This window comes from Burkholderia ubonensis (assembly GCF_902833085.1).
Classification (GTDB): domain Bacteria; phylum Pseudomonadota; class Gammaproteobacteria; order Burkholderiales; family Burkholderiaceae; genus Burkholderia; species Burkholderia ubonensis.
The window spans coordinates 23,124-41,212 of record NZ_CADFEB010000013.1 but is presented as its reverse complement, the minus strand read 5'-3'; the positions used below and the strand labels follow the sequence as shown (position 1 = coordinate 41,212).

At 65.0% G+C, this 18,089-nt stretch carries 4 protein-coding genes; all 4 read left to right on the top strand.

The genetic code is table 11. The features are described from left to right. Positions 1-42 precede the first annotated feature (42 nt). A complete protein-coding gene (locus HWX31_RS31495; RefSeq protein ID WP_174964999.1) occupies positions 43-615 on the top strand; it encodes a TetR/AcrR family transcriptional regulator in 573 nt (190 codons plus the stop codon). 988 nt (positions 616-1,603) lie between these two features. Continuing rightward, complete coding sequence (locus HWX31_RS31490) at positions 1,604-2,272, top strand: hypothetical protein (protein ID WP_174965000.1); 669 nt, start codon at positions 1,604-1,606, stop codon at positions 2,270-2,272. Between the two features lie 90 nt (positions 2,273-2,362). After that, on the top strand, positions 2,363-5,956 hold the full coding sequence (locus tag HWX31_RS31485) for a hypothetical protein (protein WP_174965001.1): 3,594 nt from the start codon (positions 2,363-2,365) through the stop codon (positions 5,954-5,956). 74 nt (positions 5,957-6,030) lie between these two features. Next, positions 6,031-18,027 (top strand): hypothetical protein, encoded by an 11,997-nt coding sequence (locus HWX31_RS31480; RefSeq protein ID WP_174965002.1) that lies wholly within the window; start codon positions 6,031-6,033, stop codon positions 18,025-18,027. The last annotated feature ends 62 nt before the right edge of the window (positions 18,028-18,089 follow it).

Here is an 18,089-nt window from a genome sequence, read left to right as displayed (position 1 = left end):
CGTTCGTTGCTTGATGTGTTGCATGAAGGAATTGAATCGACCATGACGACGAGAAAGGGATTGAGGCCGGGTGGTCGCAGCGCGCGTGTGCAGGAAGCCGTGCATCGCGCAGTCCGTGGCCTCCAGCAGGAACATGGCCGGGACGGCCTGACCGTGCCGGCCATTGCGGCGCGCGCCGGCGTGACGCCGTCCACCATCTACCGGCGCTGGGGCGACCTGCCGCAGCTGCTTTCCGACGTGGCCGTCGAGAATCTCCTGCCCGACAGTCTCCCGCCGGACACGGGTTCGTTTCGACAGGACATGGAGAACTGGCTGGCCCAGTATCTCGAGGAGATGTCGTCCGAGGTCGGCCGGGCGCTGCTGCGCGACGTGCTGAGCAGCGCCGATCCGCTCAATGCGGGGCAATGCGCGCGCTGTATCGAGGAACAGCTGGACCGCATGCGCGAGCAGGCGCTTGCGCGCGGGGAGACGCCGCCGGCTTGCCAGACCCTGATGGATTACGTCATCGCGCCGCTGGTCTACCGGATCCTGTTCGCGGCGGAAGCGCCGGCGTATGCGTTTGCGCAGGCGTTGCTGGATCGGGTGCTGGCGCGGGTTGTCGGGATCGACGCGTGATGTGGAGTCCAAATCGATATTGGAACCCGGCGCAGCCATGCCGATGTGGCGATGGTTGCATGTTGCGTCCGATTATCAAGCAAACGCCGCCATGCGCATCCTGACGGCCATCGTGTCGTGGAAAACGCGCTCGCTGACGCGGAATTGCCTGACGCGTCTCCGTGCGGTCCGAAGCAGCGACGTCCCCCCTCAGTGAGTGCCGACATCAATGCCCGCGTGCGGTTTGCCCCCTTCACCGCATCGTCATTCGATTCGTTGCGGCGTATATGTTTGCCTTTGTATTCGAGCGTTCTTGTACTAGTATTCTGCTGACGTTATCAATGACCGGTATCCGGTGGTTGGGAAAAAAGCGAATAAGAATTCGCCTGCTGCAGTTTGGGCAACCGCAGGGTATACGCATTATCGGGGTATCACAGACGCACATCGCCTGATGTGTCGCAAGGTTGTTTGCACACGAACGCTTGGATTGAGACTCGCTTTCCGATCTGGAAGACGCGACCGGATTTTCGCAGGCAACAATCGCAGCAAAATGGTTGCAGTGCAGCACTGGCCTATTCGCAACCTTGCAAAAAGCAAATCGGCATTTTGTTTTTCGAAATGTAAAGCGTAAAGATTTGCCAAACAGAAACCCAAGTCATATTTCCTTCACGCTACCGACATGAACGCTCACATCGTCAATGCGTTCGATACTTTAATAAGTTATCCAAACATTATTGATCATGCGGTGAGCGGCGATGCATTCATGTGCGGCGCTGGAGCGCGATGATGTGCGCCCGCAAGGCCCGGCTCGCCCGAGATCGGAGCCGCGCCGTGGTCGCCCCGATCGAGCCGTCCCGACGACGCCCCGGTGTGGAAGGGCTTCGAGCGGCCGGCCTTGCTGCGCCAGCCGCGCCCGCTACCGGAACGGAGCCCGATATTTCCACGGCGGCACCGGAGCGGTGCCGTTTTCCCACGCAACCGCGACACGCAAAATCAAAGGAGCATGACCATGGCCGGAACCACCAACCAGACCGTGATTACGCTGGCCGGTAGTCCGACGGGCACCACCATTCCCGTCGCGTACAACACCATGCCGGGCAACCAGCCGGCGGAATACGGCAATACCCTGTTCATCTGGCAGGCAGGCAACGCCGTCCCGTGGAACAGCCCCCCGGAGGGCAAGCAATCCATCTCCAGCAATTCCCAGGACGGCTCGGACACGTTCCGGGACCTGAGCGTGACCACCCTGTCCTACATCATCGGCTACGCCGTCGGCCCCGATAAAACCCAGGTCTGCGCCTCCGTGTTCGTCCCGGCCGTCGGCGGCAGCGACGCCGCGCAGATCCAGAAGGCGATCGACATCGCCCTCGCTCAGGGCAACCAGGCAAGCGTCGCCGTGCAGGCCTTTCCCGGCGCCACCTCGGTGCAGGTCAACTACACGACCCTGGACGGGTACCCTCCCGGCGCCAACAACAACTGGGTCGGCATCTGGGAACGCGGCACCGTCCCCCTGAGCGGCGCCGACCCGATACAGAAGGTCAGCATCACCTCCAATTCATCGACCGGCTCCACGGGCTTCAGCAACATCCGCCTGCTGCGCGGCCACACCTATTCGGTCGGTTATTTCATGGGACCGAAACAAACCATGCTGGCAGCGTCCTACACCTTCACGGTCTGAGGCGATCCCCGCGGACGACCGCGCGGCATCAAGAACGGGTAGAGGCTGTACCGGAACCCAGGTACAGCCCGTTTCGGGCAGATGACAGGCATGCTTACATTCACGCAAATCGGCAAGTCCCGCCTGTATCAGGCGCCCTCCACCGCCGGTGACGCCGGCTGGCTCGGCTTGGTGCTGCCCGCGGGCGTCGAACCGCCGGCGCCGACGCTCGGCTTCGACGAGGCGCTCGCCAGCCCCGCGCTCGGCGCCTCCTTCGTCTTCGCGCTGCAGCCCCCCGGCCTCGGTGACGGCAACGCGGCGGACGCCTTCCTTCAGGCCATCTACAAAGTCATCGATGCCAGCATCGCCAACCGCAATTTCATCTGGCTGCCGGGCGAGGCCTGGCGATTCGATTTCGCGGCGATCCCCGCATTGAAGCCGCCGCAGATGCCCATCAGCGACGACGGCAGCAGCCTCGTCTCCAACCTGACGGTCCCGTTCAGTCACGCGCTCAGCTTCGTGGCAACCTCCGGCGATCGTCTCGATTTCAATGCCGACACGGCGCGGCTCACGCTGAGCAACAGCAGCGGCGCGACCCAACTGACGGGGCCGTCCGCCCCCACGTATCGGGCAACCGGGGCCGCCGTCATCGACCTGCAGGGCGCCAACCGCGGCCGCCTGCAAACGGACATGTCGCTGCAGCGCTCCAGCATGCTCGACAAGCTCGGCTGGGGGTTCGAGTACTACGCGCCCGCGACCGCCGGCACGACCTTCGCGTACGAAGATACCTACGCGCCATTCGCGTCGGGCGAACTTCCCAGGCCCACCGATCTGCTGGGTTTCAACGTCCGCGTGGACCCGCGCGATCCGAACAACACCTGCAACCCGGACCACACCGCGAGCGCGTTCTACTTTTCGGCCGACGCGGTCCTGGTGTCGTGTTTCCGTACCAACTACGGTCACACCATCGAGCTGCTGCCGGTCACCGTCCAGCAGGCCGACAGCGAAGCACACGCAGCTCGCTTCACCGTGGCGCCGGGCGTGGATACCCAGCAACGGGTCAGGGATTTCAGTTTCGCGCCCGGTGGCGATTTCGTCATGCAGATGGCCGCCGAAACGCCCGACGCCCCCATGTACTTCCTGCAGTGTTCGCTGGCCGGCGTTGAAAACATAGGATTCCTGCCGAAGACCGACGCTTTCCCCGGCTTTCGCCTGCGCTTTTTCCCCGGCAACCATGCATGCGCGCCAGTCTTCCCGATTCCCGAGTCGTCCCCCGTCGGCCCCCCCGTCGACACCGCCGCCCCGCTGCTGGATGGCCCCTTCCGCACCGCGTGGATGACGGTGCTGCCCGCCGGGGGCAAGCCCGTCGTTCCCTACTCGGCCCAGCCCAAGGGCGCCAACCTGTTCGGCAAGGGAACGGCGGTCGACCCCATCCCCGTTCTGAATCCCGCGGATCCGGCGGTCTCGCTGCCGTCGGCGCCGTTCCCGATGATCCCCTACGCAGGCGTGCAACCGTCCGCCTTCGACATCTCGATGTCGGCCGATGCGGTGGAACTGTTCGAGCAGCAGATCCTTTCCCCGGCCCGGCGCGTCACCATCGGCAGCACGCCGCCCCGGATGCATGTCAGTGCCCGCAGGGCGCTCGACGCGCCCCCGGCTCCGGATGCAGCCGCCGCAGCGGACATCGGCATCACGAACCTGACGACGCCTTCGGGTGTCATCGCCGGCGTGGATTCGGCCAGCGGGCAATGGCAGAGCGTCACGCTCGGCAAGAATTTCGAGCCCGTGGAACGCACCATGGGCTTTCTCCAACCCGACGCATTGCTGCAGCAGGCCTTTCAGACCAGCGACCTGTTCCTGGTGGCGGCCGACCCCACCAACCTGGGTGCCTACGGCAGCCCGTTCGGCGCGTTGGAAGGGGCTGGAGCCGCACGCTTCGAAAACAGCATGAATGTCGAGGACTGGGTCATGGCTGCCGCCGTGGGGCGCGGCAACGCATACAACGACTACCGCAACATCCTCATCGTCAAAGGCACCAAGGGCCGGCTGGTCGACCTCGTGCAATCGCCCAACAAGTGGACCCAGAAGGGCGACTTCTCGTCGCCCTCGTCCCTGCAGCCCGGCGTCAATCCGGCCTCGGCAACGCCGGGAGACGGCGGGCAGCTGGTCATACTCGCCCAGTGGATCGAAGATTACTTCGACGCCGCGCTGGCCCAGGACAACGACTACTTCCGGCACTTCAACCGGATCATCCGGGACGAGAACTGGACCGGCATCCTGGTGCTCAAGGCGGATATCGACAAGGTACCGAAAGCGCTCGCCGGCATCACCCAGGGCGTCGACCTCGACCGGTTCTACGCGCACCACTTCGGCATCGACATCTCACCCGTCGACGGAACCGACGTGGACATCAAGAAGTCGAGCTCCGTGTTCGGCCTGATCTACTACGTGGACCCGGCCTTCGACGACCGCGCGGTACCGCCGCGTCCCGTGGCGCCGCCGCCCAACGTCGACTGGGATTTCAAGGTGCTGAGCCTGAAAACCCTGTTCGAGAATACTTCCGTCAAGACATTCGAGAGCTGGGCCCAGGTCACGCTCAATACGCTCTTCAGCGATCAGGTCACGTCGATGACCGTCCTGGACGCCGCGGACGGGCAGACGCGAGACGGCGAGAATTTCAACAGCCTGCTGCTCAAGGGCGCCTACCAGCACAACAGCGGCTCGCCGGTCTATTCGCTGTCGTCGATCGACACGGGCATCTACAGCCTGCGTGGCAAGGTGCTGCCCCGGGTGGAAATCGACACCGCGCAGATGTCCACGCTGGACGACGGCGAGAAAACCGGCCAGGTCGTTTCCTGGATCGGCATGACGGGATACATGAATTTCGCCGACGTCGGTCAGTCCGGCCAGTCCGGCCAGCCCGACCGGCCCTTCGACGTGTTCTCCTTCGGTTCGGACACCGTATCAGACACGCCTCGCCAGGGTCTGGCGTTCCGCCAGCTGGGACTGAGCCTGAGCCATCCCCTGAACGATCCGGCACAAGGCAGCATCGCCCTGGTCTCGAGCCAGCTGGGTTTCGACCAGGGCAACAGCCGCATTCGGGACAAGAGCCTGGTACGCAACTTCGCACTCACGGTGAGGGAATTCATCACCAGCGACGCAGCCAACCCGCCCTCCAAGCTGGGCTACCTGAGCGTCATCACCGATGGCGGCCTGGCGGGACTGGGCACGGGCGCATGGAACGGCCTGGTGCTGCGCGTGAACCTGGGCACCCCCGGCGCGCTGGCCGGCAAGGTGGGCCTCAACAGCGACCTGTTGCTGGCCTGGGCGCCCGGCACCGCATCGGCGGACGACCGGGTCGGCAACGACGGCGGCAAACCGGACGCCGACACCTACCTTGCGCAGATCGGCCTGAGCCTGCCCGGCTCCGTCGGCGGTGCGCCGCTGATCAGCCTGCAGACGGTCATGAAGCTGTCCGTCGGGATGATTCGCCTGCTGTACGTCGACGGCGCGTCGAAGGGGAAAACCGGGTTTCTGCTGCTGCTCACCGATATCGCTCTCAAGTTCCTGGGCCTGCTGAAGATTCCCCCCAACGGCTCCACCGCGTTCTATCTGTTCGGCAACGACAAGCCGGGGGGAACGGACAACGACGGCGTCGGCTGGTACGCGATCTACAACCAGGACCAGCCCAAGCCCGGGCAATAAAGCCGCCCGCCGGCCCGCATTCGCCGTCGGCACGAACAAAGACCACGGCGGTGATCGCCGATGAGGGAAGCATCATGGCTCAGACATGGCCCAGCACGTTTTATTCCGCCTTCTACGACGTACTGTCCCGTTTCCGTTCGAACAACGTCGATGCCGGGCTGACGGCGTTCCGCACCTACCTCAACAACCACGTCGACAATCCGCGGGTACGCGTATTCGTGGACGGAACCAAGGGCTTCGGCCATCAGGTCTCGTCGATCAACATCGTCCGCCGCCTGACCGATGCCGTCGACGCCGCGCCCATTGCAGGCTTTGAATACGGCGGAACCATCGAGATCCGCTACACGGGCGACGCCCCCACCCTGGCCAAGATCAGGGAACAGCTGTTGCCCGACGCCGGCTGGAACGGCAATACCGGACACCTTGGCAACGCCACGCTGCAACTGGCGGCGAACCTTCCCGGCGACGGGGATCCCGTGGTCAACCTGGGCTTTACCGGCGGCGCCGACGACCGGAACGACCTGGGCGTGCGGATGCGCACCCGCTACTTTCTGCTGCTGCAACCTTATCGCTGGGCCCAGCCCAACGAGATCCAGTTCGACAATCCGAACTGGCCGTCCATCGACCTGCAACTGCAGAACGTGCTGGGACGAGCGGGTTACGCCCAGCGGGCCTTTTTCCAGGACGTCCAGCCGCTGACCGCGAATCAATGGCAGACCTATATCGGGGCGGGCGGCGAAGCGGGAACTCGCGCGCAGATCCTGCAGTGGCTCACTGACGACGCGCAGCTCAACGATTTCGACCTGGTGCCGGTCTACGGTATCCGCGCGCCGGCGTTCTGCGAAATGGGAAGGCCGGCCAGCGAGCGAATCGTGCAACTCGTCGCCGGCTATCTGGATTCGCAGTTCGAGGGAAACGCTCCGGCGCAGAATGCGCGTCCGATCGTCATCGTCAACCTGGATACCTACGACCCGCCCGCGAGTGCCGACAACAACGGTTTTCCGTACGTCATTGCGCTCCTGGATGGCAGCGCGACATCTTCCGAGAACATCTACCTGCCCAAGGTCAAGGGCACGGACCGAATCGACGTCGACGACGTCACCAATTCCGGCATCCGGGCATACAACGCCAGGCGCAAATACTTGCTGAGCCTGAACGCAAACCATCGCAGCGACTTCCTTTGGCAGAACGTAACGCTGCAGGCGGTGCAGAATTTCGTCAAACCGATACGCGGCCACAACGACCGGGTGCACTTCATCCAGTTGGGCATCGTGCCCCAGCCCGTGTTCAACGACGTCTTCGCGAACAACACCCTGCCCAGCGTTTTCGAGGGGCAAAACACGGCCAACCTGGCGCTCAACCTGGGTCGCCCCTATTTCCACGTCGCGCGTCCCGGCACCAACGATATCCAGTACCCCACCACCACCTTGGGCTACCCCGAGGCCGCCGGCCAGTTGCCCACACGCCTGCAGAACATCGCGAATCAGATTCATCTGGACCTGAGCGCGTGGCCGGTCGCCGGCATGGCGCCACCGGCGGTCATCGGGCAATTCGTGCGCACGTGGCGCGGCGAAGCCCAAAACGGTGAATACCACCGGTATTTCCGGCAAATCCGCGACTTCTATCACGCCCCCGCCAACGACAAGCTGAACCTGGGCATCAATTACCTGAACTACGTCATCAACGGGCGCGCCCGGGAACAGGCGCTGCGCCTCGGGCGCGAGCCGGTCTACACGCTGCTCGAGGACGGTGGCGCGCTGACGCTCGACCAGCTCCATGCCAACCTGCGGAACGCCATCGAGGCTTCGGGCAACGAGACCCTCGATCTTGCCGCCCCCACGCTCTACGACGACGGGCTCATCGCGCAGATCCTGGGCGCACTGGTACGTGCCGTAACGGGACAGGCGGGTGCGCTGACCGTCAAGGTCGGCTCGCTCGACCGCGAGCCGAACGAAGGCGACATCCAGCGCATCAAGTTGAGCGGCGCCACCAGTTTCTTCGGCCTGCCTACCAAGGTGGACGTCGCGTACACCGCGCCGGAGAACAAGGTCATGGCCGTGGCGACCTTCACCGCCGCGCAGAACTGGTCAATCGACGCCGCGCCCTGGATCGTCTTCTCCGGCCCCTATGTCCAGTTCACGCTGTCCAACGCCAGCATCCCTTCCGTGGGAGCGATCGGCGGCAGTCTGCAGGCGGGTCCCACCGGCTTCGATTTCGCCCTGCAGTTGCCCGGCGAGGAAAACACCTGGTTGTTCCAGGCCGACTTTCCCGACGGCAAGCGCCCCGGCATCGACCTGTTCTACTCGCTGGCCGGCGGCATCAACCTGGTGCAGGTGCTTCCCCCGCCGTTCAATGTGCTGGCCGACGTGGGACTGTCGCAACTGGAACTGCAGTACGACTTCGCGAACAACCGCGTGGGCTACCTCGCGTTCACGATGAAGACGAGCCAGTCCGTGCCGCTGTTCGGCAACATCGCGCTCCAGGACCTGACCATCCAGACCACGATCAACAACCCGGCCAGCCTCAAGGAACGCAAGTGGGTTTCCACCATCCAGGGTGAATTCGCGATCGGCGGCAACGGTCGCGGCGTCGCGCCTGCACTGCCCGGCATCCACACGGACGCTCCTGCGCAACCGGCCATCGTGCAGCTCGCCGCCGTCGTGCCCACCCTCAACTTCGAAGGCAATCTCGTCTCCGGCCAGATCAACGTCCTCGACCTCATCAACCAGTTCATCCCCGGCACGCCGCTGCCCACGGGCCTCTCTCCCGTCATCACGGACTTCAATTTCAGCTACACCTACGGCAACGGAAACCTGTCGTCGGGCATGAACATGAACACCGATTTCAAGTTCCCTTCGGCCGACAACCCGGTATTCACGCTCGAGGGGCTGAACTTCAACCTCGCCCGCGAGTCCGGGAACACGCTGGGCGGCATCGGCGCCAAGGTGATCCTGTTCCAGTCCGACAGCGATCCCGACAGCGAGATTCCCCTCGACATCGGCGCGCAGTATCGGGGGAGCACGCTCGGCTGGACCTTCAGCGCGACCCAGTCGGGCAACGGGGTCTATCTGGACAAGCTGCTGGCGCGCTATTTCGGCCCCAACTGGGTCGCCGACCAGGTGAAGGGCCTGGGTTTCGCCGACCTGAGCATCACCCTGCAAACCGGCACGTCGTCCTGGCAGTTTTCCGGCCGCACCGCCGAGCCCTGGCAAATCCCGTTCCTTCCCGGCCTGCCGCCGATCGGCGCCAACGTGCTGCTGGGCTACAACGGGCCGTCGTCCGGCAAGCCGGCCAGCCGCGAGCTGCTGCAACTCGGAAATGATTCGGGCATCCAGTCCTTTCGATACGCTCACAGGGAGATGACGCTGGCCGCCGACGGACCGGGCGCGCTGCCCGGCTCGACGGTGCCGGGCCAGCCGCTCAACGGCTGGAGGCTCCTGGCCGCCGAGCAACTGCTGGCGGGCGAGCCCGGCCTGTTCGGCAAGATCGGCCTCAACATCTATTTCAACAACATTCCCGCCACGGTTTTCTTCAACTTTTCCCCCGACGCCAGGAGCTTCGGCCTGACCTGGGGCGTCCTGAGCGTGACGGTCGAGGAAAAGGCGCCCGATGCGGCCCATCTGAGCCTGCCCGGCGTGGGTGTGGTGCGCCCCGATGCGGATGTCCTCATGGCGGTTGCCGCCGATCCGCAGAAACACTGGATCGCCACCTTCACCCTGGCAGACAAGAGCCTGGGCGAGATGGTCGAAATGCTGATCTCCTGGGCCACCCGGACCGAGTTCGGCCTGGGCGCGCCCTGGAACCTGCTGAACCACATCCCGTTGAGCGCCTTCGCGCTGCAATGGGACTTCAGCACCAACCAGGTCACCTTCAAGGTCAACATCGGTCCCATCAACCTGGGCTTCGCGACCATCAAGTCCATCGGCGTCAACTACGATTCGCAGAGCACCCGGGACCGCAAGGTCAACGTCAGCCTCGAGGGCAGCTTCATGTGGGACGTGAAGCCTCAGGAGGGCGTCCGGTTCGACGTCGCCGCGAACGGCGACCAGCGGCTCACCTGGGACGCCACCAAGCCGGAGCAGACGCCGGCCCCTCCGGGCGGCGGCAACAAGTACCTCGACCTGCGCCTGCTCGCGCTGGGGCAGCGGGTGAGCATCGGCGGCCTGGCCCAGCTGGATACGGTCGAAAAGCTCGTCGCGAAGTTGCGCGATCTGCCCAACAACGCGCCGGATGCCATTCCCGTGGGCGGTCCGGGCCAGCCCTACTTCGACGCCGGCAGCTCCTGGCTGATCGCCACCAACTTCGGTGTCCTCAAGGTGGAAGATGGCGCGCAGCAAGGCAAAGCGGCGGCGAACGATGCGTCCCTGCGCGCACGGCTGCCCATCGGCATGCCGCTGCCGACGGGCAGGGAACTGATCGTCCTGGAGCAAGCCAAGCCGGAGTACTTCCTCGACCTGTCCATCGTCTTCAACGATCCGAAGCTCTATGCGCTGCGCGTCGCGTTGGCCGGGCCGGCCGCGAAGATCCTGGCCGGACTGGCCTTCGAGATCATGTACCGCCAGGTGTCGGACACCGTGGGCGTCTATTCCTCCCGCCTCAGCCTGCCCACCGCCATGCGGCGGCTGGATTTCGGCACCTTCACCATCACGCTGCCGGAATTCGGCATCGAGATATTCACCAACGGCGATTTCAAGGTCGACGTGGGGTTCCCGTACAACGAGGACTTCTCGGTTTCCTTCACCATCGAAGCGATCGTCTACCCGGGCATCCCCCTGCTCGGCTCGGCGGGCTTCTACTTCGGCAAGCTGTCCAGCGAAACCAGCAGCGATGTCCCGCAGGCGAGCAACGGCTGGTTCAACCCCGTCATCGTGGTCGGCTTCGGCGCCCAGCTCGGCGTCGGCAAATCCGTCTCCGTCGGCATCCTGGAGGCGGGTTTCTCCATCACCGCCTTCGGCATCATCCAGGGCGTGATTGCCCAGTGGCACTACTACGACGGCAGCAATCTTCCCGTCAGCAAGAACCAGGTTCAGGATTCCTACTATTTCGCCATCAGCGGCACCTTCGGCATCCTCGGCAGGCTTTACGGCACCATCAATTTCGCCATCGTGCAGGCCAACGTGGACATCACGGTCAAGGCCATGGCCAGCATCGTCTACATGTCCTACCGGGACATCCCGATTTCCGTTTCGGCCGGCGTCAGCGTGCGCGTGTCGGTCAAGATCAACCTGGGCCTGTTCAAGATCAGCATCAGTTTCTCGTTTTCGGCCACGGTCAAGGCCACCTTCGTCATCGCCAACAGCGGCAGGGCTCCCTGGAACACGCTGGAGACAGACCGCGGCCAGTTGCGGCTGCGGCGGATGCAGGCGCGGCTGCGCGCCTATCAGGAGCGCATGGGGCTCTTGCAATCGACGACGTACGCGCCGGTCTGGAGCCGGCTGCGCGGCGCCGCCGCCCCCGTGGGGCTGCAGGGCTATTTCGCTCCGGCGCTGACCGTCGCAGGCGATGCGGCCCAGGCAAGCGGCGATCTGTCGAAGCAGTTCGCCGCCTACGTGCTGTCGTTCTTCATCGCCACGCAACCGCCTGTCTCCGGCGCCAATGCCACCGAGGTCCACCAGCGCAGGCTGACGCTCCAGCAGGGCGACGACCCCTTCAAGACCTTGACCCTGCAGGTCACCCGCTGGCTCATCGCCGCGGGCCAGTCCGCGGACATGACCGCGGCTGCGGTGGACGACCTGGTCGTCAGCGACGTGTTCCTGAGCGGGATCTACGACTACCTGGGCAATGCGCGGAACACCAGTCCCATCCCGGCCGGCGACATCAACGATTTCCTCAATGCCCAGTTCAGCATCGACTTCAAGCTGCAGGTGCAGGCGGGTGAAGCCGACGCCGTGTTCTTCCCCGCCGCCCCCTGGCTGAACATCAAGGTTCCGGCCTACGGGAACGACTATCCGGGAATCGACTACCTCCTCGCGAACTACAACGCCACGAGTCCGGACTACGCCCAGTGGCTGCGCAAATACTTCCAGGAACTGGCCGTGTCGGTCCAGCAGGAAGGCGCGAACGCGGCCGTGAAGTTCGATCTGGCCGGCGACAGCGGCCCCGCGGTCGCCAGCTTCGTATTCCAGGACTATTTCACGTTGATCGGCCGGCAGATGGTGGACAGCCTGCGCAGCGGGCTGCGCAACTTCCAGTACGTGCTGCGGACAGGCCAGAGCATCGCCGACATCGTCGACACCATCAACACGACCGGCCGGTTGAGCGGGGATGCCGCGATTACGGCGGCGGACCTGTTCGCGGCCAATCCGCGCCATCCGCTGACCAAGGGCAGCCGCCTCGGCATCCAGGGATCGACCTTCACCACGCCGGCGGGCCTGGGCTTCAGCGACATCGCCGCCCTGACCGTGTTCCGCAATGCCGCGGGTCAACCGCTGTTCGACGGCAAGTCCCTGGCAGGCGCAAACCTCGCGGCGAAGTCGCTGCTGCAGCCCGGCGCGGTCGTCACCTACCCCGGCAAGCCGGACTACCGCGTGCAGCCCGACGACAGTCTCGAACGCATCGCCGTCGAGGTCTTCCAGGTCGCGCCCGATGCAATGCTGACGCATTCCAACGTCGTCACCCTCAAGGATCTGCTGATCCCGCTGGCCACCCTGTCGCTGCCGGCTTTCGAATACCAGAGCGTCGAGGGCGACAACCTCAACGCCGTCGCGGCGCGTTTCTCGATCACCCTGGACGACCTGAGCGGCGTTGCGCGCAACGTGACCGGCATCCCGGGCCTGTTCGACGCCTCCGCCGAGCCCTACCTGGACGTGCCCCACCTGACCCAGTACCGGGTCGGCGACCTGCTGGACGAGGCGGTGCGCACCCTGGCGGTGCAGCATCTGGGCAGCATGGCCTCGCGCTACTACCTGCACGGACTGCGCGTGCCGACGAACGGCGTCACCCCCAGGCAGCCGGGCATCTTCGTCTCGGGAACCAGCCCGAACCTGACGCTGCCCGCTGAAATCGGCCTGTTCGCCCTCGTCGGCCAGGAAATCGCCCTGCCGGCCCTGACCGACGGCGACGTGTTCAATTTCACGGTGAGCGCCGCCAACGGAAGCAATTGGCTGCGCTTCACCACCGACCAGCAGACACGGAACACGCAGGCGGCACAGGCAGGCTCGGCACCGTCGCTCACCTTCGAGCTGAGCAACGCGGACGACCTGGCCCGCGTCAGGAGCGTCGTCGACTATGCCTCCCGCAATCGCCTGTTCACGAACACCTCGCTGCTCGGCCCGGGGGCCGAGAGCGAACTGCATCTGGCCAGTTACGCGTTCGAAAGCCAGACCGTCTGGCAGTCCGGCGGACCGGTTCCGTTGCCCGTCTCCCTTGCTCCCGCACCGCAGGTTCCGGCGCTGAACATCTGGGGGCTTTCGCCGGCAATGGCATCACTTCCGGGGGCATCCCGCGCCGTCGCGCCGGCTTTCAGGATCGACATCGGGCGCTACGACGAAGCCACCGGCCAGATGGCGGTCCGCCAGATTCGCAACGTCGGCTTCGGCAGCATCGTGCGCTTCAGGATCAAGCGGGTGCCCCCGGTCGCCACCAGTCCGTCGACGGAGCGCACCTACGAGATCCTGGGGGCGGGCACCACGGATATCCTCATGCTGGAGCGCATCCTGAGCGGCGTCTCGTCGGATGCGGCCTATTTCGCCGTCGACCTGCTGTTCCCGCAGGGCGGCACGAGCGGTCAGCCCGCGCTGCGGTCCTATGCCCGCCCGGATACCGTGTTCGGCATTTCGCAGGTCAACCTCTCCACGGTCACTCGCCCACCCAGCGGCGCCGTTCTGACCGCCGCCCGTTCCGAGCGGGTCAACCCGGGGTTGCTCAATGCTCCGGGGATGTTCCTGCGTCTGCTGTGGGAAGCGAGCATTACCCGCGCCGGCGGCTTCTTCCTGTACTTCGACGCCATCGCCGAGGATCAGGGCCTGCCCGACGCCATTTTCAACGACCAGGGCGAGGCCGAGGTCGCCGTGCTCGCGCTGTACCAGGCGAAGGGCGATACGCAACAGGGCTGGCTGGAACTGCCCGACTACGTCAATTGCGTGGTCACCGACGAAGCCACCGACAGCGGTCAGGACCAGGTGTATGCGCAGGCGGTCGCCCGTCCGGTCACGGCCCTGCTGCCGGAAGAAGGGCAAAGTCTGGGCGAAATCGCGAGCGCCTATTTCACCGATGCCCCCGGCATCGTCATGGAGAACCTGCTCAACGGCGCCAACCCGGATACGCGGCTGCGCTCGGGCGCCGAGATCGTGATCGAGAACGGTCTGTACCAGGTGCCGCCCCAAGGCGAGGCCCCCGGTGGCGATCTCGACGCCATCGCCGCCTGGTTCGGCGTCACCGCCGCGCAGATTCGCCAGGCCAATCCCAGGATCGGCACCTGGCCTCCAGTGCTGCCGCCTCTCGTGGCCATTCGCTTGCCGCGGATCATCGTCAAGGTCGGCGCGAGCCATGGCGGCGACACGCTCGTGTCGCTGTCGAATTACTATCGCGTGCCGTTGCAGGCGCTCGCCGCCGCCAACGCCGACCGCGTGGATATCCTGGCCGCGGGCGCCACGCTGGACTTCTCCACCGGGCCGATTCACCGCAGCGCCGGCAATCGGGTCGGTGTCGTCGCCTACGACCTGATGCGCGCCGTGCCGCCCGAGATTCCCGATCGGCCCACCGGCGACTACGCGCAGATCTACCTGCAGCACGTCTTCAACATGCTCGGCTACGCCACCGTGGAAACGGTCGATTTCCGCGCTTCCAACATGGGGCTGCCCGCAGGGCCCGCCAACAGCGACGACGGCATGGCCTTGTTCGAAAAAGTCAGGGCGCCCGGCCTGCTCGAGGCCGGCGAGAACTGGGACTACACCCAGTCCATTCCGTACAACGGTCTTGCCAAGGAACAACCCACCCTCGCCCTGGGCGCCGCCGAGAGCGACGTGAGCCCCTACGCCGGCGTGGGCGGCCTGCTGCAGACCGATTTCGCCTGGTACGACCTGTACGGCAACACCATGGTCAGTCAGCTCAGCGCCCCACAAAAAGGGGATGCCGCACCGCTGAATCGTCCGCCGGCCATCACCGGGTACACCGATGCCCTGCTGGGTCCGGGCCAATGGCCAGCCGTCTCCGTCGCCTACCAGCTCGCCGGCGGAAACGGCACGCCGGTCGGGATCGCATTCGTGTTCGCCTTCGACTACAACCGCTACAAGCCGTACGATCCGCAGAACGGCACTGGCGACGACGCGTGGAAGGAAAACGCCGCTCGGGATCTGCATACCTATCAGGTCATCCACTACCAGCTTCAGGACCCCAACGGTATCGGCATGGAGGTGGAAAGCACGCTATTGACCGGCGCGCCTCCCGAACTTACCGACGCACAGGCCGGCGCCATCACCAACTGGGCGTACCAGGTGCAAGCGTTCCTGCATCAGCGCGCCAATGGCGACCAGAGCGCGACGCCGCCCGCGCCACTCGATCTGGTCGTGCCCGTGGACACGGCCCGTCTCAATCCGGCGCTGCTCTTCGAGCTGAGCATGGACTTCGTCATCTCCCGCCGTGCAGACCTTGTGGCGGGGGCGCTGCGCAACGTGCCGGGCATCGGATCGGTGCGTACCGCGGTGTCTCCGTATACGGGCAACCTCGAGAACTACAACAATCCGGCCGACACGCGCAGTCTCACGCAGTTCGCCCAAGACCTCACCCGTGCGCTCGCCGGCCTTGGCGCCTATGCGTACCAGGCCTGCGTGGGCACCGACCGTGCCGCGCCGCCCGAGGCACAGGCCAAGCAGCGGGTGTGGATCACGCGCTTGGGCACGACGAACGGGAAGGCGCCCGCAGAGGCCATTTCCTACCGTGTGCGCAACCCCTCGCAGCCGGTCCAGTACGCGCCGCGCCCGTTGTCCAACCAGCTCGTGTCCCGCGCCGTGCGGATCTACGGCTATACGACCGGCACGGGAATCGATTTCGACACCCCCACGCGCATGGTCTCCTTCACCGACATGGACGCGGACCGCTGGCTGTTGCAGTTCCTGTCCCAGGTGGATGCCCTGCTGAGCCCGCGCTTCGTCAGCCCGGCGCTGATCCTCGACAACAAGTGCGATACCCGGCTGCTGCAGGCGCTGCTCGACGCCAAGGAGCATCTGGCCGCGGGACTGAAAACATTGATGATTGCGGTCTTCAAGGACCAAAACCCGGATGCGGCAGCGACCGGCGACGCCCAGGACGGCTTCCGGCAGATGATGCTCGACCGCCTCGCCAACGGCTTCAACGTCGCTGCCGCCGTGCAGTTTTCGGTCGACGTCAATGCCGACATCGCGCAACGCTATCCTCACGTGCCGCGGCTGTACGGCACGATCGCTCCGGCGGCCGACCGGTCGGGCGTCGAAGCGGAGAAGAATGTCTCCCTCACCACACCCAAGCTCGACCTGCGGACCACGAAGCGCGACGCCCCCGCCAATCTCACCTTCATGGTCAGCACCAGCGAACATGGTACGCGCACCGCCGACACCATTCCTCTCGACGTGGTGTACCAGGGCCGCTACATCGAACACCAGATCGGCGAAGTCCCCGGCATCAGCGACGGCAATGACAACGGCTATCTCGCCTCCAGCTGGCTGAGTTTCCTCAACCTGCCCACCGACGCCACGCCGGGCGACTGGCCGCTCGACCAGGCGCTGGGGAGTTTCAACGTTCCGCTGGTGCTACGCGAATACCCGCAGATTCCCGTCATGGTGCAGCAGCAGAGCCTGCAGACGGGCCGGAAGCCGGCGGACGGCGACACCGATGTGGATGCACTGATCAGGCAGGCCAAGCAGTGGAACTACGGTTTCACCTACAGCCTGCAGCAGCATCGCCTGCAGGATCGCATCCACTGCGCCGTCACGTTCAACATCAAGGACAGCCTGTCCGCGAGGAATTTCGCGGAAACCAGGGACCTCTTCGACGACCTGGGTGAATTCATCACGGTCTATCCCGCCGTGGAAAAGGATCTCAATATCTACCTCGCCACCATCACCGAGGCAACCACGGACAAGATCCAGCTCAAGAACGCGCAGACGGCTCTCGACTCGGCGGTGCAACTCGTCGCCCGCGCCGCGCAAAGCGCACAGGTCCCCACGATTCGGCGCGCGGCCTCGCTGCACGCGAGGGCGCTGCAGACCCTCGCGGAAGCCGGGACCCAGGATGCACCGTCCCCTGACCTGCCCTACGCGTTCATCGTTTCCGAGAGCAGCCGGAGCGTCGAAGCCGGCGGACAGGGGCCGGTCGACGCGCTCATGATCACCATCGCGGGCAAGCCGCCTGCGGGGATCGGCGCACCGGTGGTCAACATCGAGGGTTACCGGGCCGAGCGCCAGGGCGACGAGGACGACGTCTTCAGCTACCTGTACACGAAGGATGGTCACTATTTGGACGTGGAGACAGGCGCTGCGATCCCCGACCGTCAGGTCGAGCTTCCTGCGCTGGACATCTTGGTGCGCCAGGACGCGCTCAGCGAACTCCACCTGACGCGCAACGAGTCCTTCGGTGGTCGGGCGACGGCAGATCCGTTCGTCTATAGCACGCCGGACGTGAAATTCACCGGCCCCCTGCATCCGACCAACGCGCCGGACGCCGCCATCGACATGTCCCTGATCGGACAAGGTAACAACGGCAAGCACGTCAAGCGCAGCCTCAGCGGACATCTGCAGGCGCTGTTCGATGCCCTGTTCGCCGACACCGCTCTACAGGAGCAGTTGATCCAGGTGACGTTCTTCTATGAGTACGCCACCAATGACGCACTCAGCCCGATACGGCTGCCGGTGTACCACCTGCCGCAGCAGGCGATCCGCATCGGCGGCACGCCCGACGCCGGGCAGATCGGCCTGGAACGACTGATCGAAATTCTTTCGGGCAAATATCAGGCGTGGAAGGACAGGAACCAGGCTTCCGGTAACCGGGCCGTACTGAGGTTCGACCTGACGATCCTTTCCGGCCTTACGCGGCAGCCTGCGCCTGTCCTGGTTCTGGGCAATGTCTTCGTGGACCTGAAAGATGTCGGTCAGCAGTGAGGCTTCGATAGGATGAACCACCGGTAACCGTGCGTGACTCGCCCGTGTTCGTCGACTCGGGG